25 protein-coding genes are annotated in these 25880 nt (G+C 54.1%); 18 read left to right on the top strand and 7 right to left on the bottom strand.

The genetic code is table 11. The annotated features are described in order from the left end of the window. Positions 1 to 59: 59 nt before the first annotated feature. Positions 60 to 611, bottom strand: a complete 552-nt coding sequence (locus tag BMZ81_RS01575) for a sigma-70 family RNA polymerase sigma factor (protein ID WP_091127874.1) — start codon at positions 609 to 611, stop codon at positions 60 to 62. 179 nt (positions 612 to 790) lie between these two features. On the opposite strand from BMZ81_RS01575, the gene BMZ81_RS01570 reads away from it, so the two are divergent. Further along, on the top strand, positions 791 to 1264 hold the full coding sequence (locus tag BMZ81_RS01570; RefSeq protein WP_091127872.1) for a TspO/MBR family protein: 474 nt from the start codon (positions 791 to 793) through the stop codon (positions 1262 to 1264). Positions 1265 to 1329: 65 nt separating this feature from the next. Here the strand turns inward: BMZ81_RS01570 and hcp are convergent, their stop codons facing one another. After that, a complete protein-coding gene (gene hcp / locus BMZ81_RS01565) occupies positions 1330 to 2970 on the bottom strand; it encodes a hydroxylamine reductase (protein WP_091127871.1) in 1641 nt (546 codons plus the stop codon). 131 nt (positions 2971 to 3101) lie between these two features. Here hcp and BMZ81_RS01560 point away from each other — a divergent pair, with 131 nt between their 5' ends. Together BMZ81_RS01560 and BMZ81_RS01550 are read left to right on the top strand one after the other, a co-directional pair. Further along, positions 3102 to 3779 carry a Crp/Fnr family transcriptional regulator gene (locus BMZ81_RS01560; protein ID WP_091127869.1) on the top strand — a complete coding sequence of 226 codons (678 nt, stop codon included), beginning with the start codon at positions 3102 to 3104 and terminating at the stop codon, positions 3777 to 3779. A 274-nt stretch (positions 3780 to 4053) separates the two neighbouring features. Further along, on the top strand, positions 4054 to 5685 hold the full coding sequence (locus tag BMZ81_RS01550; protein WP_091127866.1) for a recombinase family protein: 1632 nt from the start codon (positions 4054 to 4056) through the stop codon (positions 5683 to 5685). Here the strand turns inward: BMZ81_RS01550 and BMZ81_RS01545 are convergent. After that, on the bottom strand, positions 5672 to 5875 hold the full coding sequence (locus BMZ81_RS01545; RefSeq protein WP_091127864.1) for a sporulation sigma factor SigK: 204 nt from the start codon (positions 5873 to 5875) through the stop codon (positions 5672 to 5674). The genes BMZ81_RS01550 and BMZ81_RS01545 overlap by 14 nt on opposite strands. Positions 5876 to 6020: 145 nt before the next feature. On the opposite strand from BMZ81_RS01545, the gene BMZ81_RS01540 reads away from it, so the two are divergent. Further along, positions 6021 to 6296, top strand: coding sequence for a GIY-YIG nuclease family protein (locus tag BMZ81_RS01540; protein ID WP_091127862.1), 276 nt, complete (start codon positions 6021 to 6023; stop codon positions 6294 to 6296). Continuing rightward, positions 6271 to 6735 (top strand): pyridoxamine 5'-phosphate oxidase family protein, encoded by a 465-nt coding sequence (locus BMZ81_RS01535; RefSeq protein WP_091127861.1) that lies wholly within the window; start codon positions 6271 to 6273, stop codon positions 6733 to 6735. Before BMZ81_RS01540 ends, BMZ81_RS01535 begins: the two co-directional genes overlap by 26 nt. A 69-nt stretch (positions 6736 to 6804) precedes the next feature. Here the strand turns inward: BMZ81_RS01535 and BMZ81_RS01530 are convergent, their stop codons facing one another. Next, entirely contained in the window at positions 6805 to 7500 is a 696-nt protein-coding gene (locus BMZ81_RS01530; protein ID WP_091127859.1) for a GntR family transcriptional regulator, read from the bottom strand. A gap of 355 nt (positions 7501 to 7855) precedes the next feature. Here BMZ81_RS01530 and BMZ81_RS01525 point away from each other — a divergent pair, with 355 nt between their 5' ends. The 13 genes from BMZ81_RS01525 (at position 7856) to BMZ81_RS01465 (ending at position 20380) form a co-directional block, all read left to right on the top strand. Next, on the top strand, positions 7856 to 8887 hold the full coding sequence (locus BMZ81_RS01525; protein WP_177187153.1) for a TRAP transporter substrate-binding protein: 1032 nt from the start codon (positions 7856 to 7858) through the stop codon (positions 8885 to 8887). Between the two features lie 130 nt (positions 8888 to 9017). Continuing rightward, the gene (locus tag BMZ81_RS01520; RefSeq protein ID WP_091127855.1) at positions 9018 to 9539 is read left to right on the top strand and encodes a TRAP transporter small permease; all 522 of its coding nucleotides are present in this window, start codon (positions 9018 to 9020) and stop codon (positions 9537 to 9539) included. Continuing rightward, entirely contained in the window at positions 9536 to 10810 is a 1275-nt protein-coding gene (locus BMZ81_RS01515; RefSeq protein ID WP_091127853.1) for a TRAP transporter large permease, read from the top strand. Before BMZ81_RS01520 ends, BMZ81_RS01515 begins: the two co-directional genes overlap by 4 nt. A gap of 59 nt (positions 10811 to 10869) precedes the next feature. Next, on the top strand, positions 10870 to 11622 hold the full coding sequence (locus BMZ81_RS01510) for an SDR family NAD(P)-dependent oxidoreductase (protein ID WP_207645601.1): 753 nt from the start codon (positions 10870 to 10872) through the stop codon (positions 11620 to 11622). A gap of 46 nt (positions 11623 to 11668) precedes the next feature. Then, positions 11669 to 12631, top strand: coding sequence for a thiamine pyrophosphate-dependent dehydrogenase E1 component subunit alpha (locus BMZ81_RS01505; RefSeq protein ID WP_091127851.1), 963 nt, complete (start codon positions 11669 to 11671; stop codon positions 12629 to 12631). Between the two features lie 36 nt (positions 12632 to 12667). After that, positions 12668 to 13636 (top strand): alpha-ketoacid dehydrogenase subunit beta, encoded by a 969-nt coding sequence (locus BMZ81_RS01500; protein WP_091127850.1) that lies wholly within the window; start codon positions 12668 to 12670, stop codon positions 13634 to 13636. Between the two features lie 63 nt (positions 13637 to 13699). Continuing rightward, complete coding sequence (locus BMZ81_RS01495) at positions 13700 to 15235, top strand: 2-oxo acid dehydrogenase subunit E2 (RefSeq protein WP_177187152.1); 1536 nt, start codon at positions 13700 to 13702, stop codon at positions 15233 to 15235. 17 nt (positions 15236 to 15252) lie between these two features. Next, positions 15253 to 16638 carry a dihydrolipoyl dehydrogenase gene (gene lpdA, locus BMZ81_RS01490; RefSeq protein WP_143072721.1) on the top strand — a complete coding sequence of 462 codons (1386 nt, stop codon included), beginning with the start codon at positions 15253 to 15255 and terminating at the stop codon, positions 16636 to 16638. Positions 16639 to 16649: 11 nt separating this feature from the next. After that, complete coding sequence (locus BMZ81_RS01485; protein ID WP_091127845.1) at positions 16650 to 17114, top strand: PPC domain-containing DNA-binding protein; 465 nt, start codon at positions 16650 to 16652, stop codon at positions 17112 to 17114. Positions 17115 to 17119: 5 nt separating this feature from the next. Next, complete coding sequence (locus BMZ81_RS01480) at positions 17120 to 17893, top strand: MBL fold metallo-hydrolase (protein WP_091127843.1); 774 nt, start codon at positions 17120 to 17122, stop codon at positions 17891 to 17893. A gap of 74 nt (positions 17894 to 17967) precedes the next feature. Next, positions 17968 to 18432, top strand: coding sequence for a cupin domain-containing protein (locus tag BMZ81_RS01475; RefSeq protein ID WP_091127841.1), 465 nt, complete (start codon positions 17968 to 17970; stop codon positions 18430 to 18432). Between the two features lie 89 nt (positions 18433 to 18521). Next, positions 18522 to 19298, top strand: a complete 777-nt coding sequence (locus BMZ81_RS01470; protein WP_091127840.1) for an enoyl-CoA hydratase-related protein — start codon at positions 18522 to 18524, stop codon at positions 19296 to 19298. Between the two features lie 26 nt (positions 19299 to 19324). Continuing rightward, positions 19325 to 20380 carry a lipoate--protein ligase gene (locus BMZ81_RS01465; RefSeq protein ID WP_242942533.1) on the top strand — a complete coding sequence of 352 codons (1056 nt, stop codon included), beginning with the start codon at positions 19325 to 19327 and terminating at the stop codon, positions 20378 to 20380. A 212-nt stretch (positions 20381 to 20592) separates the two neighbouring features. Here the strand turns inward: BMZ81_RS01465 and BMZ81_RS01460 are convergent, their stop codons facing one another. The 3 genes from BMZ81_RS01460 to secA form a co-directional block, all read right to left on the bottom strand. Continuing rightward, positions 20593 to 22137, bottom strand: coding sequence for an ABC transporter substrate-binding protein (locus BMZ81_RS01460; protein ID WP_091127838.1), 1545 nt, complete (start codon positions 22135 to 22137; stop codon positions 20593 to 20595). Positions 22138 to 22148: 11 nt separating this feature from the next. Next, a complete protein-coding gene (gene pgeF / locus BMZ81_RS01455) occupies positions 22149 to 22961 on the bottom strand; it encodes a peptidoglycan editing factor PgeF (RefSeq protein ID WP_091127837.1) in 813 nt (270 codons plus the stop codon). 77 nt (positions 22962 to 23038) lie between these two features. Beyond that, positions 23039 to 25786 (bottom strand): preprotein translocase subunit SecA, encoded by a 2748-nt coding sequence (gene secA / locus BMZ81_RS01450; RefSeq protein WP_091127835.1) that lies wholly within the window; start codon positions 25784 to 25786, stop codon positions 23039 to 23041. Positions 25787 to 25880 lie beyond the last annotated feature (94 nt).

Raw genomic sequence — 25880 nt, 5'->3', positions numbered from 1 at the left:
CTTTTACAAAATAAGGCCATGAACAGCAGCGCTTTCCGGCAAAAGCGCATAGCGACCGCCTAATTTGCAGATGGAAGCTCCCGGCCGTGATTTTTGGGGATGGGGGATTCCTGCAGCTCACTTCGAAGCTTTTCCAGAGCCCGTTTTTCAATGCGCGATACATAGGAACGGGAGATTCCGAAAGAAGAGGCAACTTCCCTCTGAGTCAAAGGAACCGTACCGCCCAGCCCATAGCGCAGCCGGATGATCTCCGCTTCGCGGGTTGTGAGATTCTCCCGGATCAGCCTGCGCAGCTGCAGAGCGCTGTCCCGATCGTGGATGTCGTCCAGCATGGTGTCGTCCACGCCGACGACATCCATCAGCTGCAGGGCATTTCCCTCTTTGTCTGTCTCAATGGAGTCTGAGAGAGAAACTTCGCCCTGGAGCTTTTTTTGGCTGCGGAAATACATCAAAATTTCATTTTCAATACACCGTGCAGCATAGGTGGCGAGCCTTGCTCCTTTTTCCGGATTAAAGCTGGTAATGCCTTTGATGAGACCGATGGTTCCAATAGAGATGAGGTCCTCTTGATCTCCGTTTTGCGTGTAGTACTTTTTTAACGGAGATAGCAAAAGGAGAAAACCGGCAGGAAAGTCAGTTTGAGAGCAGCCTGCTGCATACCAATATACGAATACATGATGCTCAGGGACAAGCCGGATTTAAGACTGCTATGGTGAAAGGGCGTACTGCACAGCACAGTCATGTATAATTTATGAGGAGCTTCACATATTCATGTTTGGGGTGATGCCGTATGAAAAAACACACATGGAAGCGATACGCCTTCTGGATTCTTTTGACAGAAGCGGTCGGCGCTCTTTCCGGATGGCTGACACGAAGAGGAACACAACTCTACACAGAAACGGTTACAAAGCCGCCTTTATCGCCGCCCAGTATGGTGTTTCCGATTGTCTGGACGATTCTATTCGCATTAATGGGTATCGGAATCGCCCGTATTTATAGGAGTCCTGCGTCCGAAGCCCGTTCCCGCAGCCTGCTGCTCTTCCTGGTTCAACTGGCGTTTAACTTTTTCTGGAGCATTATTTTTTTCAATTTCCAAAATTTTGGATTGGCCTTTATTTGGCTGATTGCATTGTGGCTTTTGATTCTATGGATGATCCTATCGTTCCGCAAGGTAGATCCTGTGGCGGCGTGGCTGCAGATTCCGTATTTGCTCTGGGTTACGTTCGCGGCGTATCTAAACCTTGGCGTATGGATGCTGAACTGAATCTCCAAATAGGAAAAGCGGTGGACTGTTCCGGTCCACCGCCTTTCCATATGAATGAACGTTTGTTACGCCTTACCAAAGAACTGCTCCAGGTCATCCTCCACAGTGCCGATACCGGCAATTCCGAAGTTCTTCACCAGCACCTTGGCAACATTGGGACTGAGGAAGGCGGGAAGAGTGGGGCCTAGGTGGATATTCTTTACCCCCAGATACAGCAGGGCCAACAGGACAATGACTGCTTTTTGCTCATACCAGGAGATATTGTAGATGATGGGCAGGTCGTTGATATTCTCTACGCCAAAGACCTCTTGGAGCTTCAGGGCAATGACAGCCAAGGAGTAGGAGTCGTTGCACTGTCCAGCATCCAGTACCCGGGGAATACCGCCGATATCCCCCAGGTTCAGCTTATTGTACTTGTATTTAGCGCAGCCGGCCGTAAGAATAACAGCATCATGGGGCAGTGCCTTGGCAAATTCTGTGTAGTAATTGCGGCTCTTGGCCCGGCCATCGCAGCCAGCCATGACGACAAACTTTTTGATGGCGCCGCTTTGGACGGCGTTTACAATTTTATCCGCCAGGGCCAGTACCTGCGCATGGGCAAAGCCTCCGGTAATTTCGCCCTGTTCAATCTCTGTTGGGGGCGCGCAATGTCTGGCGTGCTCGATCAGCGCGGAAAAATCCTTTTCGTCCCCAATGCCATCGGGAATATGCTTACAACCGGGGTAACCTGCTGCACCGGTGGTGTACATGCGGTTTTGATAGCTGGCCTTGGGCGGCACAATGCAGTTGGTGGTCATCAGGATGGGACCGTTGAAGGACTCAAACTCCTCTTTCTGTTTCCACCAGGCGTTGCCGTAGTTGCCCACAAAGTTGGGGTACGTTTTAAAGGCGGGGTAGTAGTGGGCAGGGAGCATCTCAGAATGGGTATAGACATCTATGCCAGTGCCCTGTGTCTGCTCCAGAAGCATTTCCAGATCCCGCAGATCATGCCCGGAGACTAGAATGCCGGGCCGTGTACCCGTACCAATGTTCACGTTGGTTATTTCGGGATTGCCATAGGTTTCGGTGTTGGCCTTATCCAGCAGGGCCATACCGCTGACACCGTATTTACCGACTTCCAGTGTCAGGGCCACCAGGCTGTCGGCTGTTAAACTGTCGTCCAACGTGGCGGCCAGAGCCCGTTGCAGGAAGGCGTCCACCCCGGCATCCTCCTGCAGCAAAGCGTTTGCATGCTTGGAGTAAGCGGACAGGCCCTTCAGACCGTATGTAATCAGTTCCCGCAGAGAGCGAATGTCCTCGTTTTCGGTGGACAGCACTCCCACCCGGGCGGCTTTGGCCTCAAAATCAGAAGCGTCAGCAGTCCAGACAGCAGCTTCGGGCAGGGTATCAGGATTTGCGACCTGGGACAGGAGCCCCTGTTTGGCGTCCAATGTGGCGTGGATGCGCGCAATGATGGCGTCTTTGTCAAAGTTGGCGTTGGTGATGGTGGTGAACAGATTCAAAGTAACTAGGTGATTTACGTCCAGATCTATGTCCTTTCCTTCGGCCCGAAGCTGCGTCGTTACGGCAGAGATTCCCTTTGTTACATAGATCAGAAGATCCTGCATAGCCGCCACGTCGGGCGTTTTCCCGCAGACACCGGACTGTGTGCAGCCCGTGCAGCCGGCGGTCTCCTGGCACTGATAGCAAAACATTTTGTGTTCCATAATCATTTCCTCCTTATCAAACTCATACGTATATTTTTATAGCAAAAATTTTGTGTTTCTTGACGTCTTGGGCACAGTATAATATATTTAAAACAACAAGTATGTTTGTATAACAACGCAAGGAGAAAAATATGGACGTAATCAGCTTATCAAAGACAGCCCTTTTTCGCGGCATCACCCCCTTGGAAGTGGAGGAAATGCTGTTCTGTTTGGGCGCGGAACAGCGTCATTTTTCAAAAGGCGAAAGCCTCTGCCGAACTGGAGATGTAGTTACAGACTTGGGGATGGTGCTGTCTGGCAGCGTTTTGATTGAAAACAACGACCTGTGGGGCAATACCACCGTTCTGGACAGCGTTGGGCCGGGGCAGATTTTTGCGGAGACATACGCATGCACCTCCGGCGAACCGCTGATGGTCAACGTGGTAGCGGCCGGATCTGCAGAGGTGCTTTTCCTGAATATGAACCGGGTGCTCCAGCTCTGTTCCCACACCTGCACCTACCATAACAAACTTATTCGCAACCTGCTGGCCATCTCCGCCCAGAAAAATTTGAACCTGTCCCGGAAAATTTTTCACACTGCCTCCAAGACAATTCGTGGGCGGCTGCTGTCTTATCTGTCCTATCAGGCCGTCCGCAGCGGGAGACGCAGTTTTACCATCCCCTTCAACCGTCAGCAACTGGCTGACTATCTCAATGTAGACCGGAGTGCACTGTCCAACGAGTTAAGCAAGATGCAAAAGGAGGGCATGCTGAAGGTGGATAGAAGTCATTTTGAGCTGATGGAGGAGAGCCGGGAATTTGAAATATAAGGATGGATAGACGCCGGCCTAAAAAAGGATATCCATCCATCATACAGACGGGGGGCGTTATTTTTATACACCTGCCTGCATACTCTGGAGGAGAGGTGATGTGATTTGGAAAACGCACAGAGAGAGTTGCTGAGCGTTTTGCTGGGACACCTTTTTTCCTGTGGGCTTATTTCGAAAAACACCTATTCCGAATCCATGGATGTGGTACACGCCCTGATAGACGTCCCAGAACTGTTTCGCTATCCTGTGCGCTTGACGGGGGAGGCGAGTGCATATGAATATACGCGGAATACGGAATGAGATGCAGAACGGAAAAAGCATTTTTGAGCTGCCTCTGCGTGTGACATTTTACGCCAGAGTATCCACGGACAAGGATGAACAGCTGAACAGCCTGGAAAATCAGGTGCAGTACTACACAGAGCTCATTCAGTCAAAACCCAGTTGGACATACATTCCCGGGTATATCGATGAAGGCATCAGCGGAACAAGCACAAAAAAGCGGGGAAGCTTCCTTCGAATGATTGAGGACGCCAAGGCGGGATGTTTTGATTTCATTATCACGAAGGAAATATCCCGCTTTTCCCGTTCCACGCTGGACAGCATCCAGTACACTCAGGAGCTTCTGGAGCACGACGTGGGGGTGCTGTTCCAGAATGACAATATCAACACCTTGGACAGCGACAGCGAATTCCGGCTGGTGGTCATGGCCGGCGTGGCCCAGGATGAGGTGCGGAAACTCTCCGAGCGGCTGAAATTCGGTTTCCGCCAAGCCATTAAAAACGGACATGTGCTGGGCAACGACAAGCTGTGGGGCTATGACAAGAAGGACTGCGTGCTGACCATCAACGAGGAGGAGGCCCGGGCGGTCCGCCGAATCTTTGACCTCTACGCCAACCAGCAAATGGGAATACGGCGTATTTCCAAGACGCTGTATGATGAGGGGGTTACCAGCCGGAGGGGCAACGCCTTCAATGTGCTGACCATCCGGCATATTTTGGAGAACCCGAAGTACAAGGGCTGGTACTGCGCCAACAAGAGCCAGACAGTGGATTACCGCAGCAAGCGGAAGATTATTCTGGAGGAAAGCGAGTGGGTCATGTATCCGGATCCTTCCATTCCCGCCATTGTATCGGAGGAACTGTGGGACCGGGCCAACGCCCTCTACAAGCGGCGCAGCCAGCAGATGAGGGCCCATCAAAGTGCAGCTGAGTTCCATAACCGCTATCCATACAGCGGTAAGCTTCTTTGTGAAAAGCACGGCACCAGCTTCCACCGACAGGTACTGAAAAGCGCCAAGGGAACGAAAGAGGTCTGGCAGTGCCGGGTATATCGTGAACGGGGACGGACGGCCTGTTCCGCCCCACAACTTGCCACCCGGGAGTTGGATCAGGTCATGGCTCGCATTTTCGGCCAGCTGGTCCCGAATAAACGGATTATCATTGACGCAGTGGTAAAAATTATCCAATCGGTCCCCGACGAGCACAATTACACAAAGGATGCTTTACGGCTTGAGAAAGACTTGTCCGCAATTTATGCAAAAAAAGACCGCCTGCTGGAAATGAGCATGGCGGAGGCTATCACCATCGAGGAGTTCAAGCGCCGCAATAACGGCTTTAACGATCATATCAAAGAACTGGAGGAACGGTTAGAGCTCCTAAAGGCGGAGGAGCAAAAAAGCAAGCAGTCCGTAGAGCAGCTGGACAGAATCAAAGCTGCCCTCGAACAGGAGCTATCCTTTGAGAACGGCATCAATTCCGAGCTGGTGACCACCATTCTGGATCACATCGTGGTCAAAAAAGACAGTACCAAGGAAGAAGTGCATTTGGATATCCACCTGAAATTCGGCGGCCCCTGTGGGGTTGTTTTTGACCGGAAAAATTCCTCCTACCGCTTCAACCGTTTTTAATAATGTGCGCTACCAGGCGCAGGTTTCGCTCAATCAGAATATCCCGGGCTTCCAAATCTCCTTTGGCGTAACGCTCGAGATATTCCCGCTCCTCCGTGGCAGATAAGGGTTTCGGAAAAGAACCACCGCCGGAAAGTCGGAGTGAAAACAGCAGCGTATTGGCGAGCAGCAATAATGTGGCAGACAGCATACAATCCCCCCTTGTGCCATTCCTATGCGGAACGGGGCAGTCCACATGCAGCAGACGGCTTGAACAATTCCGGCAAGAGGACGGACTGTTGCGCAACATAAAGCAGCATGTTATACTTGCGTAAAAGGGATGGGAGCGTGATTTTATGGCTTACTTTGTATACATGCTCCGATGCGGTGACGGATCTTTATATACAGGCTCCACCAACCATGTACCGCACCGTCTGGCCATGCACCAAAGCGGGAAAGGAGCAAAATATACCCGCAGCCATTTGCCGGTGGAGCTGGCCTATCAGGAGGAAGTACCAGATTGGCCGTCGGCTCTGCGGCGTGAGGCGGAAATTAAACGGTTCAGCAGGACACAAAAACTATTACTGATTCAGAAGAAGGGTATCTATGACAAAGATGCGGAGAGCAGATAAGCAGATATCGGTGGAGGCCGCCTGGGCGGCGGCGGAACAGTGTGTCTATGGGGTTCTGGCGATGGTTGCAGAGGGCGGAACCCCATATGCGGTACCGGTAAATTTTGTGTGCGATGGAGATGCGATTTACTTTCACAGTGCGATGGAGGGGAGGAAAGCAGAGTGTTTGCGGAAGAACCCGAATATATGCTTAACTTGCGTCAGCGATGCACAGGCAGTTCAGGAGCGGTTCACCATGCAGTATACTTCTGCTGTGATTTTTGGTACGGTCACAGAGGTGACAGATAAAGAGAAAAAGTGCGAAGCCCTGCGGATGCTGTGCCAGAGGCATGCGCCGGACTATTTGAAAAAAGCAGAAGAGGTAATTGCCAGCGGCATTGAACGGACCGCTGTCTGGAGGGTCACTGTGGAAGAAATCAGCGGGAAAAGCGGGCATTAGAGAATCAAACATCCGGGAATTGCTTTTGCAATTCCCGGATGTTTGATTCTCTTGTGTGAGGAAAGCGGCTTAAAGAGACAGATTCCCCAGCGGACGGCCAGTGCTGACCAGCCAGTCCAGCATATTCAGCGGCAGACGGATATGCTTCTCCAAAAGCGTTTTGACGGCGTCCTGATTTCCAGCCTCCAACAGCTCCACAATTTTTTCGTGTTCCTGGTAAGCATTTTGAACCGTAGCCAGTTCCATATTGGCCATTCGATACATCTGGTAAGTGGTTTCGATGCAGCGGCTGGTTCTGTAAACTCGCAGAATTTCCGCATTTTCGGCCAAACGGATAATAATGTGATGGAAATTACACTCCACCTCCATCGCTTTATTATAGTCGCGGGGACCAATATTGCGATATCCCTCCACAGCGCTTCGCAGTTCCTGAACGGCCTCCGTGTCAAATACCATATTCCGGATTACTGCGTCGACAGAATAGAGCTCAATCATTAGGCGGAGCTCCAGAATATCCCGAATCATTTTCACAGAAAGCTTTTTTACAAAGGTTCCCTGCTGTGGAATGGAATCGGCATATCCTTCTGCGGCCAGGCGGTTGACGGCGGCTACGACCGGGGTGCGGCTAATCCCCAGACGGTTCGCGATATCCTGGGTAACCAGCTTGGACCCGGGAAGGTAGGTGCCGTTTTGAATCAATTGCTTAATTTCCCCATATGCATATTCCGCTAAGGAAGGCGATTTCTTGACGGTGTCTGTAGGCATAAATAGTCCCTCCGGTTTTCGGGTTCTGCAGAGTCCAGATGTTCCGAAATAAATTGAATTTATTTTTTAATATAATAACATAAAATAAATTCTATTACAAGGGGAAGAACAGATTTTTGTTTAAAATAAACTCAATTAATATAGAAAGGGAAAAAGAGAAAACGGCTAAAAAAATCAAACTTTCTTAACATGTACAAAAAAATGAAAATTATTGTGCACTTAGACGAACTTTTTTTGGAAACAAAGTTTTGATTGACAAAATGTGAAATGAATTCTATTCGTTAGTTAACGAATTTATTTTAAACAAAAATGAATTCAAAATCACTTTAGAAGAAAGATGGAAAGGAAAAAGATTATGAAAAGAATCGCAAGTCTTGCCCTGGCACTCCTGATGATGGCTACGCTCTTGGTTGGCTGCGGCGGCAGGGCAGATACGGAAAAACCTGCTGACGACGATACAGCCGCTCCCGCAGAGGACGGCGCCTATACGGGCAACTGGATTGTTGCAGTGAATACGTCCGAAGGCGACATCCTTTATGAAGCTGTGGCAAAGTTCTGCGACCTGGTAGAGGAGTACTCCAACGGCAGCATTACCTGTGACCTGTACGGCGGCACACAGCTGGGATCTGGCCAGGAACTGCTGGAGGGCATGTCCTATGGCGTGGCCAATGTGTATGCGGAGAGCATCGGTACCCTGGCGCCCTTCTCTGACTATGCCAACATTGACGCCGTTCCCTATCTGTACAGCGGCTATGATCACTTCATCAAAACCTGGAACAGCGATCTGGGCAAAGAGATGCGGACCACGATTGGCGAGGACGCTGGCTTTAAGATCTTGGGCGGTATGTACCGTGGCGCCCGTATCACAACTGCCAAGAAAGAGATGAAGACCGTTGATGATTTCAAAGGCTTCAAGCTGCGGGCACCCGGCATTGATGTGTATGTGAAGACTTGGGAATGGCTGGGAGCTACTCCGACCCCGCTGGCAATTACGGAAACCTATACTGCGATTCAGCAGGGTACGGTGGACGGCCAGGAAAACCCCATCAGCGAATGCTGGAACTATGGTTTCTACGAGGTTTGCCCCTATTGGATCAAGACCAACCATGTGTACAGCCAGGATTGCTTCTTCATGGATCTGAACTTCTTTAACGAACTGCCCGCGGAGGCCCAGGAAATTGCTGAGCGCGCTGCCAAGGAAGCTTCTGAATGGCGGAATGGCCAGATGGTGGAGCGTGAGGCTGAGGTTGAGCAGAAGGCCATCGATGCGGGTGTCACCATCGTGGATGTGGATACGAAGGAATTCATGGATAAGTTTGACGGCTTTGTGGATGAAGTATTCCCGAACCTGGTGGAATGGGCCGACGGTATCCGGGCAATGGCCTGATTTACCCATTGATCTGCGTACGCACCGTTCCAATGAAAAAAGAAAGTAATTTCCTTTAAATTTAAGTGATTGTGCGTCTCGGGAGATGCGGAGGACGCATCTCCCGAGAACTTTTAATTGAGGAGAACTTATGAAAACAGTTTTGCATTATTTTTCAAAGGGCATGGATGTGGTGGAGCGCATTCTGCGCCTGCTGATTGGAATTGCCATGGTGATCATGGTGGTGATCATTTTCTACCAGGTGATTCTCCGCTATGTGCTGAATGCCTCCAATATCTGGAGTGAAGAGCTGGCCCGTTATCTGATGTGTTACGTGGTGCTGCTGGGTGCTGCGGTTGCGATACGCAAATACTCTCATCTGCAGGTGGATTTTGCACTGAACATGCTGCCTGCACGGGCTCGCTGCATTGCTGTTGCAATCTGTACCTTGGCGGGCATTGTGTTCCTGGTGTTCTTCTGCCAGTACGGCATTGATTTGTGCTTGAACACAGCCAACAGTACATCCTCCGGCACGGGAATTCCCATGAGCTATGCCTACGCCTGCCTGCCCATCGGCGGTATTTTGATGATCCTGGCATCTGTTGAAGTGATTTTGAAGGAATTGACGAAGTTTATTGATCTTGGGCATGAGAAGAAGGAGGTGCAGGCATGAACGTCGGACTGATTACTATTTTTGGACTGCTGATATTGTCTATCTGCGGTATCCCCATCTTCCTCTCCCTGGGCATTGCGACGCTGGCGGCCATGAGCCTGGGCGGAATGCCGCTGGTGGTCATTCCACAGAAGATGTTTGCCGGCATGAACTCTACCGCTTTGCTGGCCATCCCGTTTTTTATGCTGGCCGGCAACATCATGTCCCGCAGCATCACCATGAAGCTGGTGGATATTTCAAATGCATTGATTGGATGGGTGAAGGGAAGTCTGGCCGTGGTTACCGTGCTCGGCTCCACGCTGTTCGGTGCCATTTCCGGTTCCGCTGTGGCCACCTGCTCCGCAATCGGAGGTATGACAATCCCCGCCATGAAGAAAGAGGGCTACAGCGACTCCTTCGCTGCCGCGATTGCCTCCATGGCATCTGTGCTTGGGCCCCTGATTCCGCCTTCCATTACCCTGATTGTTTATGCCAGCGCAACAGAGACCTCTATTTCCGCTCTGTTCCAGGCGTCGGTTGTTCCTGGACTGCTGTTGTGCCTGATGCTGATTGCATATTGCCTGATCTACGGCAAGAAGAAGGATCTGCCGGCCCATCCCAAGATGAGCGGAAAAGAGATTGCCAATACATTTAAAAGCAGTATCTGGGCGCTGCTGATGCCGGTCATCATCCTGGGCGGTATTTTCGGAGGTGTGTTTACCGCTACGGAGGCGGCAGCCGTTTCCGTGGTTTATGCCCTCTTCATCAGCTTCTTTGTCTATAAGGACATGAAGCTGAAGGAACTGCTTCCCTCTATGGCGGATGCCGGTATTTCCACCGCGGTGATCCTGGTGCTGGTTGGCCTGTCCAAGTCCTCCAGTTATGTGGTGACGACCTCCGGTCTGCCGCAGGCGGTGCTGGACTTCTTTACGAATCTGACAGACAACAAGTACATCATCCTTCTGCTGATCAATCTGCTGTTCCTGTTGATTGGCATGCTGATGGAGGCCAATGCCGCCGTGGTCATGATGACCCCGCTGCTGCGTCCGCTGATGCTCTCCATGGGACTGACGGACATTCAGTTCTGCATGATGATGTGCGTAAACCTGTATATCGGCCTGATGACCCCGCCGGTTGGCGTATGCGTGCTGCTGGGCAATCAGATTGCCGGCGCCAAACTGGAGCGGACGTTGAAGAACGCGATGCCCATGTTGGGAATTGGACTGGTTGTGCTTTTGCTGGTGACCTATGTCCCGGCAGTTACCACTTGGCTTCCCGGCCTGTTCAATTAATGATTTAAGCAGCCTCATTTAAATTATTCAAATCTTTTTCAATGAAGGAGCTCATAATTATGATTTCTATGGATTACAGCGGCAAGAACTACATTGTAACCGGCGGTGCCGGCGGAATCGGCGGCGCTGTGGTAGACGGCATTGTGGCCGGCAACGGCCATGCCATTATTGTGGATATCAACGAGACCGCCGCACGCAAATACCAGGAGAAGTACGGCAAGGACAAGGTTTCCGTTGCCAATGTCAATCTGGCCGATCCTGCGGAGATCCGCGAGAAGTTCGGCAAGCTGGTGGAGGAATTCGGCCAGATCCACGGCTTGATTTGTGTAGCGGGTGTGGTCAGCACACCTAAATTTGAGGATGTTACCCAGGAGGAATGGGATCGTGTGATTGCCATCAACCTGACCGGCGTATATGCCAGCATTCAGAGCGTCTTCACAAACATGAAGGAGCACAATTACGGCCGGATCGTCGTGGTATCCTCCGTGGCGGCTCAGGTGGGCGGCGGTCTGCTGGGCACCAGTGTCTATGCCGCGTCCAAGGGCGGCGTGAACAGCTTGATCAAAGCGGTTGCAAAGGAAGGCGGCCCGTTCAATGTGGCCTGCTGCGGCGTTTGCCCCGCCTATACCAAGACAGCCATTACGGCAAATATGGATATGGACCGACACAACCGCATCCTCAGCCAGATTCCTCTGGGCCGTCCTGCCGATCCCCAGGAGATCGCCAACCTGATTCTGTTCTACGCTTCGGACCTGGCCAGCTTTGTCACCGGTGAAATCGGCAACGCCGACGGCGGCCTGCGGATGGACTGAGAAACGGAAACACCGCAAACTTCAATTGCATGGATAGGAGAGTATTATGAAGTATTCAGAAAAAATGGTGGCGGATCTCTATAAAGAACTGCTCAGTGTACGGATGGCCGAGGAGAAGCTGGTGGAGATCTATGCCCTTGGAAAAGTGCCCGGCCACATTCACAGCGGCGTGGGCGAAGAGGCGGCATACATTGCGCCGCTGATGACCCGCAATGAGAATGATTACTACAAGGGAACCCACCGCGTGGTCTCTGCAGTCCATGCCACGGGGGTGACCTTCAATGAGATCTTCGCGGAAATCCTGGCAAAGGAAACCGGTACCTCTCACGGACGCGGCGGTGTGAACCACATTGCCCGTATGGACAAGGGCGTCATCGGCACGGCCGGTTCCCTGGGCGTGGACACGGAGGTTGCCATCGGCGCGGCCCTGTCCGCCAAGTATTTGGAAAACGGCCGGATTGTCTACTGCTATAACGGCGACGGCACCCACAGCCGCGGCAATGTCCATGAGGCCATGAACATGGCCGCCATCTGGAAGCTGCCGGTGCTGTTCATCTGTGACGACAACCAGTTTGCCATCTCTGCCAACCACGCCAACACCATCTCCGTGCCCAATCCCGGCGCGGACCGGGCTGCCGGCTATGGAATGCCTGCAAGGGTGGTGCATGGGGACGACGCCCTGGCGGTATATGACGCAGCCAAAGAGCTGACGGACTATATCCGTGCAGGCAACGGTCCCGCGGTGCTGGAAGTGAAGTGCTACCGCTGGAGAGGACATTTCGAAGGAGACCAGTGCGCCTACCGCGACAAGGAAATTACAGAAGAAGAACACAAGAAGGACTGCGTTGCCAATTTGGAAAAGTACGTGTTGGACAACGGAATTCTGAACGCTGAGGACATCGAACTGATGCGCAGAGAGATTGCTTTGGAACTGGACCAGGCAGTGGAGTTTGCCGAGACCAGCCCGGAGCCGGATCCCGACAGCATCTTTGACGGCCTGTACGCCTGATTTGGATATTCACTATCATATAACGGAGGAACTCTTATGAAAGAAAGTTTTGCACAGGCCATCAGTGCTGCCATCAGCGAAGAGATGCGCCGTGATGATACCGTCCTCGTTTACGGCGAGGACGTGGCGGAGATGGGCGGCATCTTCTGCGCCACCAAGGGAATCCTGGAGGAGTTCGGCCCCAAGCGCTGCATCAGCACCCCTATTTCAGAGGGCGCCATTGTGGGCAGCGCCATCGGCGCGGCCATGACCGGTCTGCGCCCCTGTGTCGAGCTGATGTATTCCGATTTCCAGCTGGTGGCCTTTAACGAGCTGTTTCACTCCTGCGGAAAGTGGAGATACCTTCACGGAGAAGGGTATCGGCTGCCTTTGGTGGTCCGCTGTGCCAGCGGATATTCCTTCGGTGCCGGCGCCGAGCACTCCAATACCTTTGAGTGCCTGTTCAACCACGCGCCCGGTCTGACGATTATCACACCCTCCAACGTCTATGATGCAAAGGGTCTGCTGAAGGCCGCCATCCGCAGCGACAACCCCGTGCTGTTCTTTGAACATAAGCAGCTTTACAAGACGAAGATGGAGATTCCCGAGGAGGACTATGTCCTGCCCATCGGCAAGGCGGACATCAAGCGCCAGGGCACGGATGTGACCGTGATTGCCGTTGGCCTCATGGTTCAAAAAGCCCTGGAGGCCGCGGACAAGCTGGCTGCCGAGGGAATCAGCTGTGAGGTTTTGGATCCCCGCACCATTGCCCCCTTCGATAAGGAGGCGGCGCTCCAGTCCGTCAGCAAGACACATCGCTGTGTCATCGTGGAGGAGAGCAATTTGCGCGGCGGCCTTGGCGCCGAGTGGGCATCCATGATTCAGGAAGAGATTTTTGACGAGCTGGACGCTCCCGTCAAGCGGGTGGCTTCTCTGGATGTTCCCCTGCCTTACAACTTGGGACTAGAGGCTCGCGCGGTCCCCAACCCGGACAAGATCGTGGCGGCGGTCAAGGCGCTCTTCTGATCCATTTATCGAAAGTAAGGAGGCATATGCTGTCTGCCGCCTGTGCAGATGGCGAAAGCATATATGAGTATGGAAATTGTAATGCCTAAGACCGGTCTGACCAATACGGAGAACACACTGGACGCCTGGAGCGTTTCGGAAGGCGACACCGTGAAGAAAGGCCAGGTTCTGGCGGAAATTGAAAGTGAAAAGACCACAATGCCCTTTGAAAGCCCGGAGGACGGCATCATCCACCTGGCGGCAAAGAGCGGCGACACGGTGGCAGTCGGCGGCGTCATCGCGCATTTGGCGGCCGACAAGGCGGAGTATGACGCGATGTGTGCGGCAAAGGGATCGTCCGCCCCGGCCGCAGCTCCGGCATCCGCTGCAGCTGCGGCAGCGGTGGATGCCACAGAGGTTCTGATGCCCAAAACCGGCCTGACCAATACGGAGAACACGCTGGACGCCTGGAGCGTTTCGGAGGGCGACACCGTGAAGAAAGGCCAGGTTCTGGCGGAAATTGAAAGTGAAAAGACCACGATGCCCTTTGAAAGCCCGGAGGACGGCATCATCCATCTGGTGGCAAAGGTGGGCGACACGGTGGCGGTCGGCGGTGTGATTGCATATCTGGCGGCCGATAAGGCCGGCTATGAGGCTGCCTGTGCGGCCCGGGGGATGAAACCAGCCGCTGCTGCCGAAAGCGTGCCTGCTGCTGCGGCACCGGTTCCCACGTTGGCTGCGCAGGCGCCGGTTGCTCCCAAGGGCGGCCGTATCATCGCATCTCCCCTGGCCCGCAAGCGGGCCGCTGCAAAGGGGATTGACCTGGCGCTTCTGACGGGCACAGGCCCGGGCGGCCGCATTGTGGCGAAGGACGTGGAGGCATATCAGCCGGCTGCCACGGCCGTCAGCCGGGCGCCTGCCGCATCCCGCGAGCCTGTCCGCATTCCGCTGACACCGATCCGCAAGGCCATTGCCCGCAACATGTTCAACAGCCTGCGCACCATGGCGCAGACCTCTGACTCTGTGGAAATTGACGTGACGGATTTGATGAACCTGCGGAAAAAGCTGGTGGAGAAGCAGGAACTGCTGGGGACCAAAATCACCATCAACGACCTGCTCAGCTATGCGGCGGTCAAGATGATTCAAACCCATCCGCTGGCGAATGCTTCTTATACAGATACCGATATTATCAGCTATCCCTATGTCAACCTCAGCATGGCGGTGGCCACGGATTACGGCCTGACCTCCCCCGTGGTGCGGGATGCCGATCAGATGTCCCTGGTGGAGCTGAGCCGGGCGCTTCATGAGATCACTGTGAAGGCACGGGATAAAAAGCTGACTGCCGATGATCAAAGGGACGGCACCTTTACCCTGACCAATATGGGCATCTTCCCGGTGGACGATTTCAACCCGATTCTTCCATCACCCCAGTCCTGCATCATCGGCTTTGGCCGGTGCGTGGAAAAGCCCGCCGTGTACCAGGGCGAAATCTGCATCCGTACGATGATGGTCCTCTCCGTGACTTATGACCACCGTGTATTTGACGGCGGTGAGGTTGGAAGCATCATGAAGACGATGAAGGAGTATCTGGAAAATCCGGAGCTGTTTCTGGTTCAGTGAGAGAGGAAGCATCGACTGTGACGAATAAAACATATGATTTAATGGTAATTGGCGGCGGTCCCGCCGGTTACGTGGCGGCCATCCGGGCCGCCCAGTTGGGGCTGCAGACTGCCGTTCTGGAACGGGAGCACCTGGGCGGCACCTGCCTGAATGTGGGCTGCATTCCGACTAAGACATTGTTCCAAAGTGCGGAAGTGGCCAATACAATCCGGGATTCCGGGAAGTACGGTATTCAGTCCGCGCTGAGCGGCGTGGATTTCTCCGCGGTGATTCAACGCAAGAACGGCGTTGTAAAGCAGCTGGTGAACGGTGTCGGATACCTTCTGAAGAAAAATAAGGTAGATGTGATTCTTGGAGAGGCCAAGCTCCTCTCCGCAAAGCAGGTGAAGGACACCAAAAGCGGAATGGTCTATCAGACCAAAAATATTCTGATTGCAACAGGATCTTCCAATGCAGTGCCGCCAATCCCGGGACTGAAGGGCGAGCGGGTCATCGACAGCACGGATCTGCTGTCCCTGCAGGACATGCCCAAGAGCCTGGCTGTGATTGGCGGGGGCGTCATCGGCTGTGAGTTCGCCAGTATCCTGAACGCCTTCGGCTGCCAGGTTACGGTGATTGAGATGCTGCCCCACCTGCTGGGCAATATGGACAGCGCCCTGGCGGAGGCCACGGCCAAGCAGTTTGCCAAGGAGCATATCCGGGTGGAACTGGGGGCCAAGGTGAAATCCGTTGGCGACCAGGGCGGCCAGAAGGTGGTGACTTACGAAAAGAACGGCGCCGAGGGCACCGTCACCGCAGAATATGTGCTGGTATCCACCGGCCGGAGGGCCAACAGCGCGGGCCTTGGCTGTGAGGAGCTGGGAATCCGCATGGACCGCGGCTTTATTCGGGTGGACAGCCGCATGCGTACCTCCGTTTCCGGCATCTATGCGGCCGGCGACATCACAGGACAGGGCATGCTGGCCCACACCGCCTTTGAGGGCGGCACGGTAGCGGTGGAGAACATCGCCGGTGGAAATCGGGAGCTGAACCTCAACGCAGTGCCCAAGGTGGTGTTCGTGGACAATGAGGTGGCCTCCGTCGGTATGACGGAAGAGGAGGCCAGGGCCGCCGGCTATGACGTGCTGGTAGGGAACTTCAATCTGGTGGGCAACGGCAAGTCTTTGGCCATGGGCAAAAATGAGGGCTTTGTGAAGATTGTCTCTGAGAAGAAGGACCACGCCATTTTGGGAATGCATATGGAGGGACCCTGCGCAGCGGAGCTGGTGACCGTTGGAACACAGCTGATTGCCTCTGAGCTGCTTTTGGAGGATGTGGAGTGCACCATTTATCCCCATCCAGCCGTGGCGGAGGCCATCCGGGAGGCCTGCCTGGATGCACTTGGCAGAGCCATTCACGCCTGAGGAGGAACATCATGAAATTTGCAAAGGGTTCTTTTAAGAATATTTACGCGGTGCGCTTTGAACCGGGTGAGGATGTCATGCTGGGCCTCCAAAAATTCTGCGAGGACAATAGAATCGGCCACGGCGTGATTATCTCCGCCATCGGCAGCCTGCAGGGCTGCAGCTTTTTTGATCCGGAGGAGCTGGCCGATAAGCCGGGGCTGTATGCCTATGGCGATCCCATTGAACTGCCCTGCCCGATTGAACTGATCTCCATGGGCGGCATCATCTGCACAGAGGAGGACGGAGCTATTTCCCTGCATATCCACGCATCCTTTGCCGATGAGAGCGGCAAGGAATACGGCGGACACTTTAAGGAGGGCAACCGTGTTCTTACAACCGTGGAGATGGTGATCGGCGAGATGGATCACATCAATATGAGCCGCCGTCTGGAGCCCAACAGAGGCGTTAAGGTCTTCGAACCAATTCAGCTGTAAGACAGATGACGACGGTATCCATACAGCTGGTGGCCAACTCCGGCGTGTTGGTACAGTACCGTGGGCTGCGGTTCCTGATAGACGGAATTTATGGGAACAATCCGTACTTTACGCCGCCCCGGAAAGAGATTCAAAAAGCCGTATTTGGAATGAACAGCCCTTTTCGGGGTGTGGAGTTTCTGCTGTTTACCCACCGGCATACCGATCACTTCAGCGCGGTCTATGCGGATGAGTATGCGGCCAACAACCGCCTGCGGGGACTGTTTGTTCCACGGGCGGGAGAGGATCCGGACTCCTATTTGGAGGATCGGAGGCCGCTGCCCAAGGCTGCTGCCAAGGGCGTTCTTCATGAGATCCACCTGCAGGGTGGGGGGCGGCTTTGCATTCCGCTGGCAGACGGATGCAGTGCCACCTACATTTCCAGCCGGCATCTGGACTGGAGAACCTATGCGGCGGTGGAGCACTGCGCCGTTTCGCTGACACTGGGGGAAAAACAATTTCTCTTTGCGGCGGACGCGGACGGATCCCAGGAAAACCGGGAGGCGCTTTGCGCACTTGAAAATCTGACGGCGATGTTTGTGACGCCCTTATTCTTTGCGCATCCCGACGGGCGGCACCTGCTGGAGGCCGTTCGCCCGGAGACGACGGTGCTCTATCACATCCCCTTTGCAGAGGATGACGTGACCAGCCTGCGGCCAATGACGGAAAGAGAACTTCAAGGAACAAATTCCTTTCAGCTGAAAGCTCTGACAGACCCGGAACAGACACTTCTATTCTGAGAAAAGTGAGAAAAACGCGGTGTTGAAAAGCAGGTGCAATCCGCAATGGACGGACCAAAAGGAGAAAACATTCTATGAAACTTCCCATGGAGGAACTTCTGAAAGAGGAATTGTTCAGTTGGATGGGAGAAGCGGAGCTGAACGTCCTGTCGAATTGCTTTGACATGGAGGCTGAACGGCTTCCGGAGGGGAGAACAGCTGCCATTGGCAGCCGGATCGGATATCTACTCTCCGGTTCTGCGCGTCTGTCGTGCGGCAAAGAGACAGCTGACATCGCCAGCGGTGCTGTTTTTGCGGTGCCGTGGGCGGAAAACACAGAAAACTGCTTGGCGGAGACCGCAATCACAGCATGGGAGGACTGCCGGATTATTTGGGCGGACAAGGAGATTATGCAGTCTGTCTGTTACCGGGCCTGCTGGTTCCACGGTCGATTCATCACAGAGGTGAAGAAAAAATACGGATGCAGCAGGAGAAAAGGGGTACCTGATCCAGTATGTCCCTTTGAGCAAAATATCGATCGGAAGCAGTCGTTTTCATAAGTGGTGACAATTGACTTTCTTGGCGAAGACCGCTATGATAAACATATCTGTTCGATAATTAACAAGCAATGATAAAAGGAGGAGTTCTCATGAACAATGTCATCCTGGAGGTCGCGGAGCAAATTGCTACCGTCACCATTAACCGGCCGAAGTCTCTGAACGCCCTGAATACCGAAACGCTGACCGAGCTGAATGCCTGCTTTACGGAGCTGGAAAAGCGGAAGGACGTGCGGGTGGTGATTCTGACCGGAGCTGGTGCCAAGTCCTTTGTGGCCGGCGCGGATATTTCTGAAATGGTCAATGCAACACCGGCAGAGGGGCGCGCCATGTCCCTTTTGGCTCTGGAGACCTTCAACAAGCTGGAGAACATGCCCCAGGTGACCATTGCAGCGGTGAACGGCTACGCCCTGGGCGGCGGCTGCGAAATCTGCATGAGCTGCGACATCCGTGTGGCGGCTGAAAATGCAGTGTTCGGGCAGCCGGAGTGCGGCTTGGGTATTATCCCCGGCTTTGGCGGTACCCAGCGCTTGGCCCGCCTGATTGGTAAGGGCCGCGCCAAGGAACTGATCTTCACCTGCGACAAAATTGACGCACAGGAGGCCTATCGGGTCGGCCTGGTCAACAAAGTGGTTCCCGCCGAGGAACTGATGGACGCCTGCCGCAAGATGGCGGCAAAGATTCTCAGCAAGGGCAGCTATGCCGTTTCCATGGCGAAGAGCGTGATCAACGCCGGCATGGATATGGATTTGACCAACGGCCTGAAGATGGAAGCGGATGCCTTTGGCTTCACGTTCTCCACCCATGACAAGAAAGAGGGCATGACTGCCTTCCTGGAAAAGCGGTCTGCTGATTTGACCGATTTTTAAAAAGAACTGTATGGCAGGAACAGGGCATGCCGAAAGGTGCGTCCCTGTTCCTGCTGCTATGTGACAAGGCGGAAGGAAGCACCATGAAAGAAAACAAAACCATGTATTTGGAGACGGGCAGTGTCGATCCGGCATACAATCTGGCCTTTGAAGAATTTATTCTCCAAAACCGGAAGGACAGACCTTATTTGCTCCTCTGGCAAAACGACAATACCATTGTCATCGGACAAAACCAAAATGCAGAAGCGGAGATCGACCGGCCATTTGTCGAGGCCCACGGAATTCACGTGGTCCGGCGGACGACCGGCGGCGGTGCAGTTTATCATGATCTGGGCAACTTGAACTATTCCTTTATTACAGATGTGGAACATGCGGAAACCATTACCTATCAGCAGTTTACCCGTCCGGTGGTAGAGGCATTGCAGGGATTGGGACTCCAGGCAGAGGCCTCTGGACGGAATGACATCCTGGTGGAGGGGCGGAAGGTCTCCGGAACAGCACAGCGGCTGCTTGGAAAACGGGTACTGCACCACGGTACGCTTCTGTTTGACTCCAATCCGGATATGATTGCCGGAGCCCTGCGGGCGGATCCGATTAAATTCCAATCCAAAAGCACGCAATCGGTTCGAACCCGCGTGGGAAATATTCGGTCTTTTTTGAAAAAAGACATGGAGCTGCCCGCATTCTGGGAGTATTTGAAAACCAGTTTTGGCGGCGGAGAACTGGAACCTGGCCGCCTGACACCGGCAGAACTGGAACAGGTCCGGCAGCTGAAGACGGAGAAGTATGACACTTGGGAGTGGAATTTCGGCAGATCTCCCCAATTTACCGTAACAAACAAGCGTAAGTGGGACGGGGGGATTTTAGAAATTGGCGTGCAGGTGGCGGCGGGGCGGATTTCGGAAATTCGATTTTATGGTGATTTTCTCTCCCTTTCACCGTTGGATACGCTGGTGCAGGCGCTGCAGGGCTGCCCCTTCAGGAGAGAGGACGTGGCAGCAGTGCTGGATCGCGCCCCGCTGCAGACTTACTTCGGCTCCATTACAGAGACGGAGGTTTTGGATACCATGTTTGCGGTTTAATACGGATTGAAAGGCATAAAGGAAGAACAAGGCGTTAGGCATCCGATTTGGAAGCTCAACGCCTTGTTCATTTTAAAAGAATATTTTACGTTGCTTTTTATGCGCATAAGCCGTCTTCGACGGTGTGCACTGAGGGTTTATGATCGTGGTTTGCACAGAGAACTCCAGATGAACAAGTTTTATCTCCAAGCCCCGCTTGAAAATAAAAACCGCTATTCCTCGGACAGATGAAAGGAGCAGGAGGGCAGGTTATAAAACGGATTTGACATGGTAGGGGACAGACCCTCAGCCACACCGGTCTGCACCAGCACAGAGGTGGATTTGAAGCACACCGGCGCAATGGGCATTTGCTGCTGCAAATAGGCGCACAGCGCCTGCATAGCGGCCTTTCGAGCACTGGAAGATGCGTATGCCGTCAAAAGCAGATCCGTCTGGGCATCCGACCAGCGGCCATAGTTCAGGCTTCCGGCGGTTCCGAGCAGTGCCTTTAAATTCCAATCAGCGGTAAGTTTAACCTCGCCGTAGTAAAGATCATAGTCTCCGGCGGCCAGAGCAGCAGTATATTCTTCCCATGGCAGCGCCTTGACAGAGATTTGCAGGTCAAAAGCAGACAGCGCTGCGGCGATGTATTCTGCCACAGAAACCTTAAAACTGTTTTCTGCATTGACGATCATCGTGATATGGATGCTTTTGCCGCTGTTGAGGCCGCTGGCTTCCATGGCGCTGGAAAAGGCGTCATAGGAGTATGCGGTCTCCAAATCCTCCGGATAGAGAGGAGACAGCGGTGAAAGCGGAAATTGGGCGGCGACACCATGGCCTGAGAGAAAAGCACTGACAATGGTACTGCGGTTAATGCCAAGACTCAGCGCTCTTCGGAGGGCTGCATCCTGAAAAGTGGACCGCTGGGTGTTGAAACCAACGTATTGCAAGACCGTCGTATCCGCATCCTGAAAGCTGACGTTGCCGGTGGCGCTGATAGAGTCTGTTCCGGTGAGATCGGCAGTAATCAGCTGCACGTCATGGGAAGTGAACTGATATAACATGGTGTCCTGATCGCTGACCGGGGAAAGCATCATGCGATCCAACGGCTGGCTTTTCCCCTTCCACCAGCTGCTGTTGCGGCGCAGGCAGACACTGGAGCCCTCCTCCTGGGCCAGACAGTAGGGGCCTGTTCCGACCGGGGCTAGGCTGCCTTCCGTGCCGGACTTGACAATGGGAATGTCCATCAGGGCAGGAAAGCCGGTATTGGCTGTTCCTAGAACTACCGTGACATTCTGGCCGCTTCCGGTGATGGAGATGACCTGTTCCAGACGGGCACGGTAGCGCTCCGAGTTTTTGGCCCGCTGCAGAGTTGCCGCCACATCTGCGGCGGTAAGGGGCGAACCGTCGGACAAGGTAATACCGTCGCGCAGAGTGAAGGTATAGGTGAAGGATTCGGGCTGGTAGGTATAACTGCTGCACAGCACGGGCTGGGGCTCCAGGGTTTCATCCAGTTCAAACAAGCTTTCATACAAAAGGCTTCCCACCACTTGCTGCATTCCGTCTGCACAGGTGACGGGATCCAAGGTTTGCTCTGACAGATAAGGCAAGGAGAAAGCGGATGGAAGACTCAACTTTGTCTCCGCGGAAGAGGTGTCCTCCGCTCCCTCCGGCAGAAGGGAGCCGCTGTTTTCCGGCTCCGGCGCCGCATCCCAGCAGCCACTTAAAAGGAGAGGAAGCAGGAGAAGCACGACAAGTTTACAAAGGCGTTGTTTCATAGTTGCTCCTCTCAAACGGGAGAGTTCAAAGAAATCATGGCGACCTGAGCACCGCGGGCTTCTCCCATTTTTCGGTGGGACCAAAACAGATCCGGACGGCAAGCAGTGCAGAGACCGGAGTTTTCAATGTGGCTGGGAAGCAGGCCGGCCCGCAAAAGCCACTGGCGGTTCAGACCTGCAAGATCCACATGCCATTTGGGCGCTCGCCATTGAAGATATGGCTCAGCATCCGCACCAAGAGTACGCCTCATGGCTTCAGGGACATCCGCATCTGTCTCAAAACAGCACAGCTGGATACAGGGACCGATGGCGGCCAGCAGATCGCAAGGAGCGCTGCCGAACTGTTCGCCCATGGCCCGGACTGTTTTTTCTGCGATGCCGGCGGCACAGCCGCGCCACCCGGCATGAACGGCCCCAGCCGCGTTTTGAATGGGGTCGTATAGCAAAAGAATGCCGCAATCTGCGGAAAACACCGTGAGGGCAAGACCGGGTACACGGGTAATCAGGGCGTCTACGTCACGGTAATCCCGCTGGCACAACAGCCCCTTCCCTGCATCCGCCTGTGTCACAGTGCGGATATTGGAACTGTGGGTCTGCTGCGAAAGCACGGCCTCTTTCGGGGACGTGCCCACGGCAGTGCAGAAGCGCCGGTAGTTTTCCTGCACGGCAGCAAGATCATCTCCGCGGCCAATACCCAGATTCAGGGAGTCAAAGGGCGGGCTGCTGACACCGCCCTGCCGGGTGGAAAAACCGTGATGCACACCACTCAGCATAGAAGAAGTGAGCCACACAAGGCCGCTTTCTTCATGAATTTTAAAGGGCATAAAAACCTCCGATTTATCCTGAGCAATTGATGGGAAGACCCCTGCCCTCCGGCAGGAGAACAGGGGCCCTGGGCGATTTAGTTATCGTGGTATTCCTTGCAGGTGCATTTCTTCCACTTTAGACCGCTGCCGCAGGGGCACAGATCGTTGCGGCCGATTTTGTTGACCTTGACGGGCTGCTTCTTTGGCGCGGTGCCATCTCCGCCCACATTTTCCACCATACCCTTGGCCACCCGCTCCCGTTTCACTTCTTCATCCTTCTTCAGACGGACGGAGAACATCCGGCGGACGGTTTCGTTCTGGATGGCGGCGACCATCTCCTCAAACATGGTCAGGGACTCTTGCTTATAGGCTATGACGGGATCGGTGTTGCCGTAGGCCCGCAGGCGGATGCCCTGCTTCAGGTCGTCCATGGCGTCAATGTGATCCATCCAGTACTCGTCTACTACCCGGAGCATGATGACCCGTTCCAGCTCCCGCATGACTTGGGGCGTGATCTCAAGCTCCTTGGCCTCGTAAGTCTTCTCGGCCTCCGCACAGAACATATCCACAAAGTCCTGTTCGTTTTTTTCCACCACATCATCTTCGGTGAACTGGAACAGATCCTTGGCGAAATACATTCCCTCCAAGCCGCGCATCATTTCCCGACAACCGGCCAGATCCAAGGCCTGCCGCTCACCAAAGGACATTGCTACATGGTTGGTGATAGAGGTACGCATCATATTCAGGATCGTTTCCTTGATGTCCTTGCCGTCCAGAACCTCGCGGCGCTGCTGATAAATAATTTCGCGCTGCTTGTTCATGACATCGTCGTATTCCAGCACAGACTTCCGGGACTGGAAGTTTCGGGATTCCACGGTGGTCTGGGCATTTTCAATGGCCTTGGTGAGCATCTTGTTCTCGATGGGGGTATCCTCATCCAGATCAAATTTTTCCATCATGTTCTGGATGCGATCGCCGCCGAACAGGCGCATCAGGTCGTCTTCCAAAGAGATATAGAACCGGGTCTCACCGGGGTCTCCCTGCCGGCCTGCACGGCCACGGAGCTGATTGTCAATCCGGCGGGACTCATGGCGCTCGGTGCCGATGATGAACAGGCCCCCGGCAGTGCGGACCTGCTCGGCCTCCTCGGCGATAACCGCCTTGTGCTGGGCCATTTTCTCAGCAAACAGCTTTCGGGCAGCCAGGATCTCCTGATTGTCGGTATCCGCATAACCTGTGGCGTCGGTAATGACGTCCTCCGAATAGCCGGCCTTCATCAAATCCGCCCGGGCCAGATATTCGGCGTTGCCCCCCAGCATGATATCGGTGCCGCGGCCAGCCATATTGGTGGCTACGGTAACAGCACCCAGCTTGCCGGCCTGCGCTACAATTTCTGCTTCCTTCTCATGGTTTTTGGCGTTGAGCAGGTTGTGATGAATTCCTTCCCTGGCCAGGAGGGCGGAGAGCATTTCGTTCTTTTCAATGGACACGGTACCCACCAACACCGGCTGGCCTTTTTCGTGGCACGCTTTGATCTGCTGGATCACCGCCCGATATTTGCCGGCCTCCGTCTTGTATACCACGTCGTGGTGGTCATCCCTCTGGTTAGGCCGGTTGGTGGGAATTTCAATGATGTCCAGGTTGTAAATGGTGGCAAACTCCTCCTGCTCGGTCATGGCAGTACCCGTCATGCCAGACAGCTTGTCGTACAGCCGGAAGTAATTCTGGAAGGTGATGGTGGCAAGGGTCTTGTTCTCGCTGGCGACCGTCACATGCTCCTTGGCCTCGATGGCCTGATGCAGACCGTTGGAGTACCGGCGGCCGAACATCAAACGGCCGGTGTACTCATCGACAATAATGACCTCGCCGTCCTTTACCACATAGTCGATGTCCCGCTTCATGACGCCGTGGGCCTTGATGGCCTGGTTGATGTGATGGGAAAGAGTGGCGTTGGTGGGATCAGACAGGTTCTCTACATGGAAAAATTCCTCCGCCTTGTTGATGCCCCGGGCAGTCAGCATGGCGGTTTTGGCCTTCTCGTCCACGATGTAGTCCGCATCAATATCCTCGTCTTCTTCCTTATTGTCCACCTGGACCACCACCTGCTTTTTCAGGCGGGAGACGAACATCTCCGCCATGTCATACAGCTGGGTGGATTTGTCTCCCTGGCCGGAGATAATGAGGGGGGTCCGGGCCTCGTCAATCAGAATGGAGTCCACCTCATCCACGATGGCAAAGGCGTGGCCCCGCTGCACCAGCTCGGAGGAGTAGATGCACATATTATCCCGCAGATAGTCGAAGCCCATCTCGTTGTTGGTGCCGTAAGTGATGTCGGCGGCATAGGCCTCCTGCCGCTCCTTGGTGGTCAGGCCGTGGACGATGAGTCCCACCTTCAGCCCCAGGAAGCGGTGCACCTTGCCCATCCACTCGGAGTCACGCTTGGCCAGATAGTCATTGACGGTGACGATATGGACACCGCGGCCCGTCAGGGCGTTGAGATAGGCCGGGAGCGTTGCCACCAGGGTTTTGCCCTCACCGGTTTTCATCTCGGCAATCCGCCCCTGATGCAGCACCACGCCGCCAACCAGCTGAACCCGGTAGTGGCGCATGCCCAGAACGCGGCCAGCCGCCTCCCGCACGGTGGCGAAGGCCTCAGGCAAAATATCATCCAACGTCTCACCGTTTGCAAGGCGGTTCTTGAATTCTGCCGTTTTGGCCTGGAGCTGGGCATCAGTCAATGCCTTGTATGCATCCTCCATGGCCTCGATTTTATCCACAATGGGATAGATGGACTTCAGCTCCCGGGAGCTGTAGTCACCAAACAGTTTTTTCATCAGACCCATAAACTTGTAACTTCCTTTCCAAATTCCCGGGCGTTCCGCGAAGAACGCGGGAAACAGGCGTTCCCGGATGGGGAAAACGCTTCGACTCTGCGGT

This window comes from Oscillibacter sp. PC13 (assembly GCF_900115635.1).
Lineage (GTDB): Bacteria > Bacillota > Clostridia > Oscillospirales > Oscillospiraceae > Oscillibacter.
The sequence above is the reverse complement of the archived record's forward strand: the minus strand, read 5'-3'. Positions and strand labels throughout refer to the sequence as shown.

What these genes read in the sequence shown, in the direction of transcription:
- BMZ81_RS01570 (WP_091127872.1), top strand. Translation starts at nt 791, where the DNA reads ATGAAAAAACACACATGGAAGCGATACGCCTTCTGGATTCTTTTGACA.
- hcp (WP_091127871.1), bottom strand. Translation starts at nt 2,970, where the DNA reads ATGGAACACAAAATGTTTTGCTATCAGTGCCAGGAGACCGCCGGCTGC.
- BMZ81_RS01560 (WP_091127869.1), top strand. Translation starts at nt 3,102, where the DNA reads ATGGACGTAATCAGCTTATCAAAGACAGCCCTTTTTCGCGGCATCACC.
- BMZ81_RS01550 (WP_091127866.1), top strand. Translation starts at nt 4,054, where the DNA reads ATGAATATACGCGGAATACGGAATGAGATGCAGAACGGAAAAAGCATT.
- BMZ81_RS01545 (WP_091127864.1), bottom strand. Translation starts at nt 5,875, where the DNA reads ATGCTGTCTGCCACATTATTGCTGCTCGCCAATACGCTGCTGTTTTCA.
- BMZ81_RS01540 (WP_091127862.1), top strand. Translation starts at nt 6,021, where the DNA reads ATGGCTTACTTTGTATACATGCTCCGATGCGGTGACGGATCTTTATAT.
- BMZ81_RS01535 (WP_091127861.1), top strand. Translation starts at nt 6,271, where the DNA reads ATGACAAAGATGCGGAGAGCAGATAAGCAGATATCGGTGGAGGCCGCC.
- BMZ81_RS01530 (WP_091127859.1), bottom strand. Translation starts at nt 7,500, where the DNA reads ATGCCTACAGACACCGTCAAGAAATCGCCTTCCTTAGCGGAATATGCA.
- BMZ81_RS01525 (WP_177187153.1), top strand. Translation starts at nt 7,856, where the DNA reads ATGAAAAGAATCGCAAGTCTTGCCCTGGCACTCCTGATGATGGCTACG.
- BMZ81_RS01520 (WP_091127855.1), top strand. Translation starts at nt 9,018, where the DNA reads ATGAAAACAGTTTTGCATTATTTTTCAAAGGGCATGGATGTGGTGGAG.
- BMZ81_RS01515 (WP_091127853.1), top strand. Translation starts at nt 9,536, where the DNA reads ATGAACGTCGGACTGATTACTATTTTTGGACTGCTGATATTGTCTATC.
- BMZ81_RS01510 (WP_207645601.1), top strand. Translation starts at nt 10,870, where the DNA reads ATGATTTCTATGGATTACAGCGGCAAGAACTACATTGTAACCGGCGGT.
- BMZ81_RS01505 (WP_091127851.1), top strand. Translation starts at nt 11,669, where the DNA reads ATGAAGTATTCAGAAAAAATGGTGGCGGATCTCTATAAAGAACTGCTC.
- BMZ81_RS01500 (WP_091127850.1), top strand. Translation starts at nt 12,668, where the DNA reads ATGAAAGAAAGTTTTGCACAGGCCATCAGTGCTGCCATCAGCGAAGAG.
- BMZ81_RS01495 (WP_177187152.1), top strand. Translation starts at nt 13,700, where the DNA reads ATGAGTATGGAAATTGTAATGCCTAAGACCGGTCTGACCAATACGGAG.
- BMZ81_RS01485 (WP_091127845.1), top strand. Translation starts at nt 16,650, where the DNA reads ATGAAATTTGCAAAGGGTTCTTTTAAGAATATTTACGCGGTGCGCTTT.
- BMZ81_RS01480 (WP_091127843.1), top strand. Translation starts at nt 17,120, where the DNA reads ATGACGACGGTATCCATACAGCTGGTGGCCAACTCCGGCGTGTTGGTA.
- BMZ81_RS01475 (WP_091127841.1), top strand. Translation starts at nt 17,968, where the DNA reads ATGAAACTTCCCATGGAGGAACTTCTGAAAGAGGAATTGTTCAGTTGG.
- BMZ81_RS01470 (WP_091127840.1), top strand. Translation starts at nt 18,522, where the DNA reads ATGAACAATGTCATCCTGGAGGTCGCGGAGCAAATTGCTACCGTCACC.
- BMZ81_RS01465 (WP_242942533.1), top strand. Translation starts at nt 19,325, where the DNA reads ATGCCGAAAGGTGCGTCCCTGTTCCTGCTGCTATGTGACAAGGCGGAA.
- BMZ81_RS01460 (WP_091127838.1), bottom strand. Translation starts at nt 22,137, where the DNA reads ATGAAACAACGCCTTTGTAAACTTGTCGTGCTTCTCCTGCTTCCTCTC.
- pgeF (WP_091127837.1), bottom strand. Translation starts at nt 22,961, where the DNA reads ATGCCCTTTAAAATTCATGAAGAAAGCGGCCTTGTGTGGCTCACTTCT.
- secA (WP_091127835.1), bottom strand. Translation starts at nt 25,786, where the DNA reads ATGGGTCTGATGAAAAAACTGTTTGGTGACTACAGCTCCCGGGAGCTG.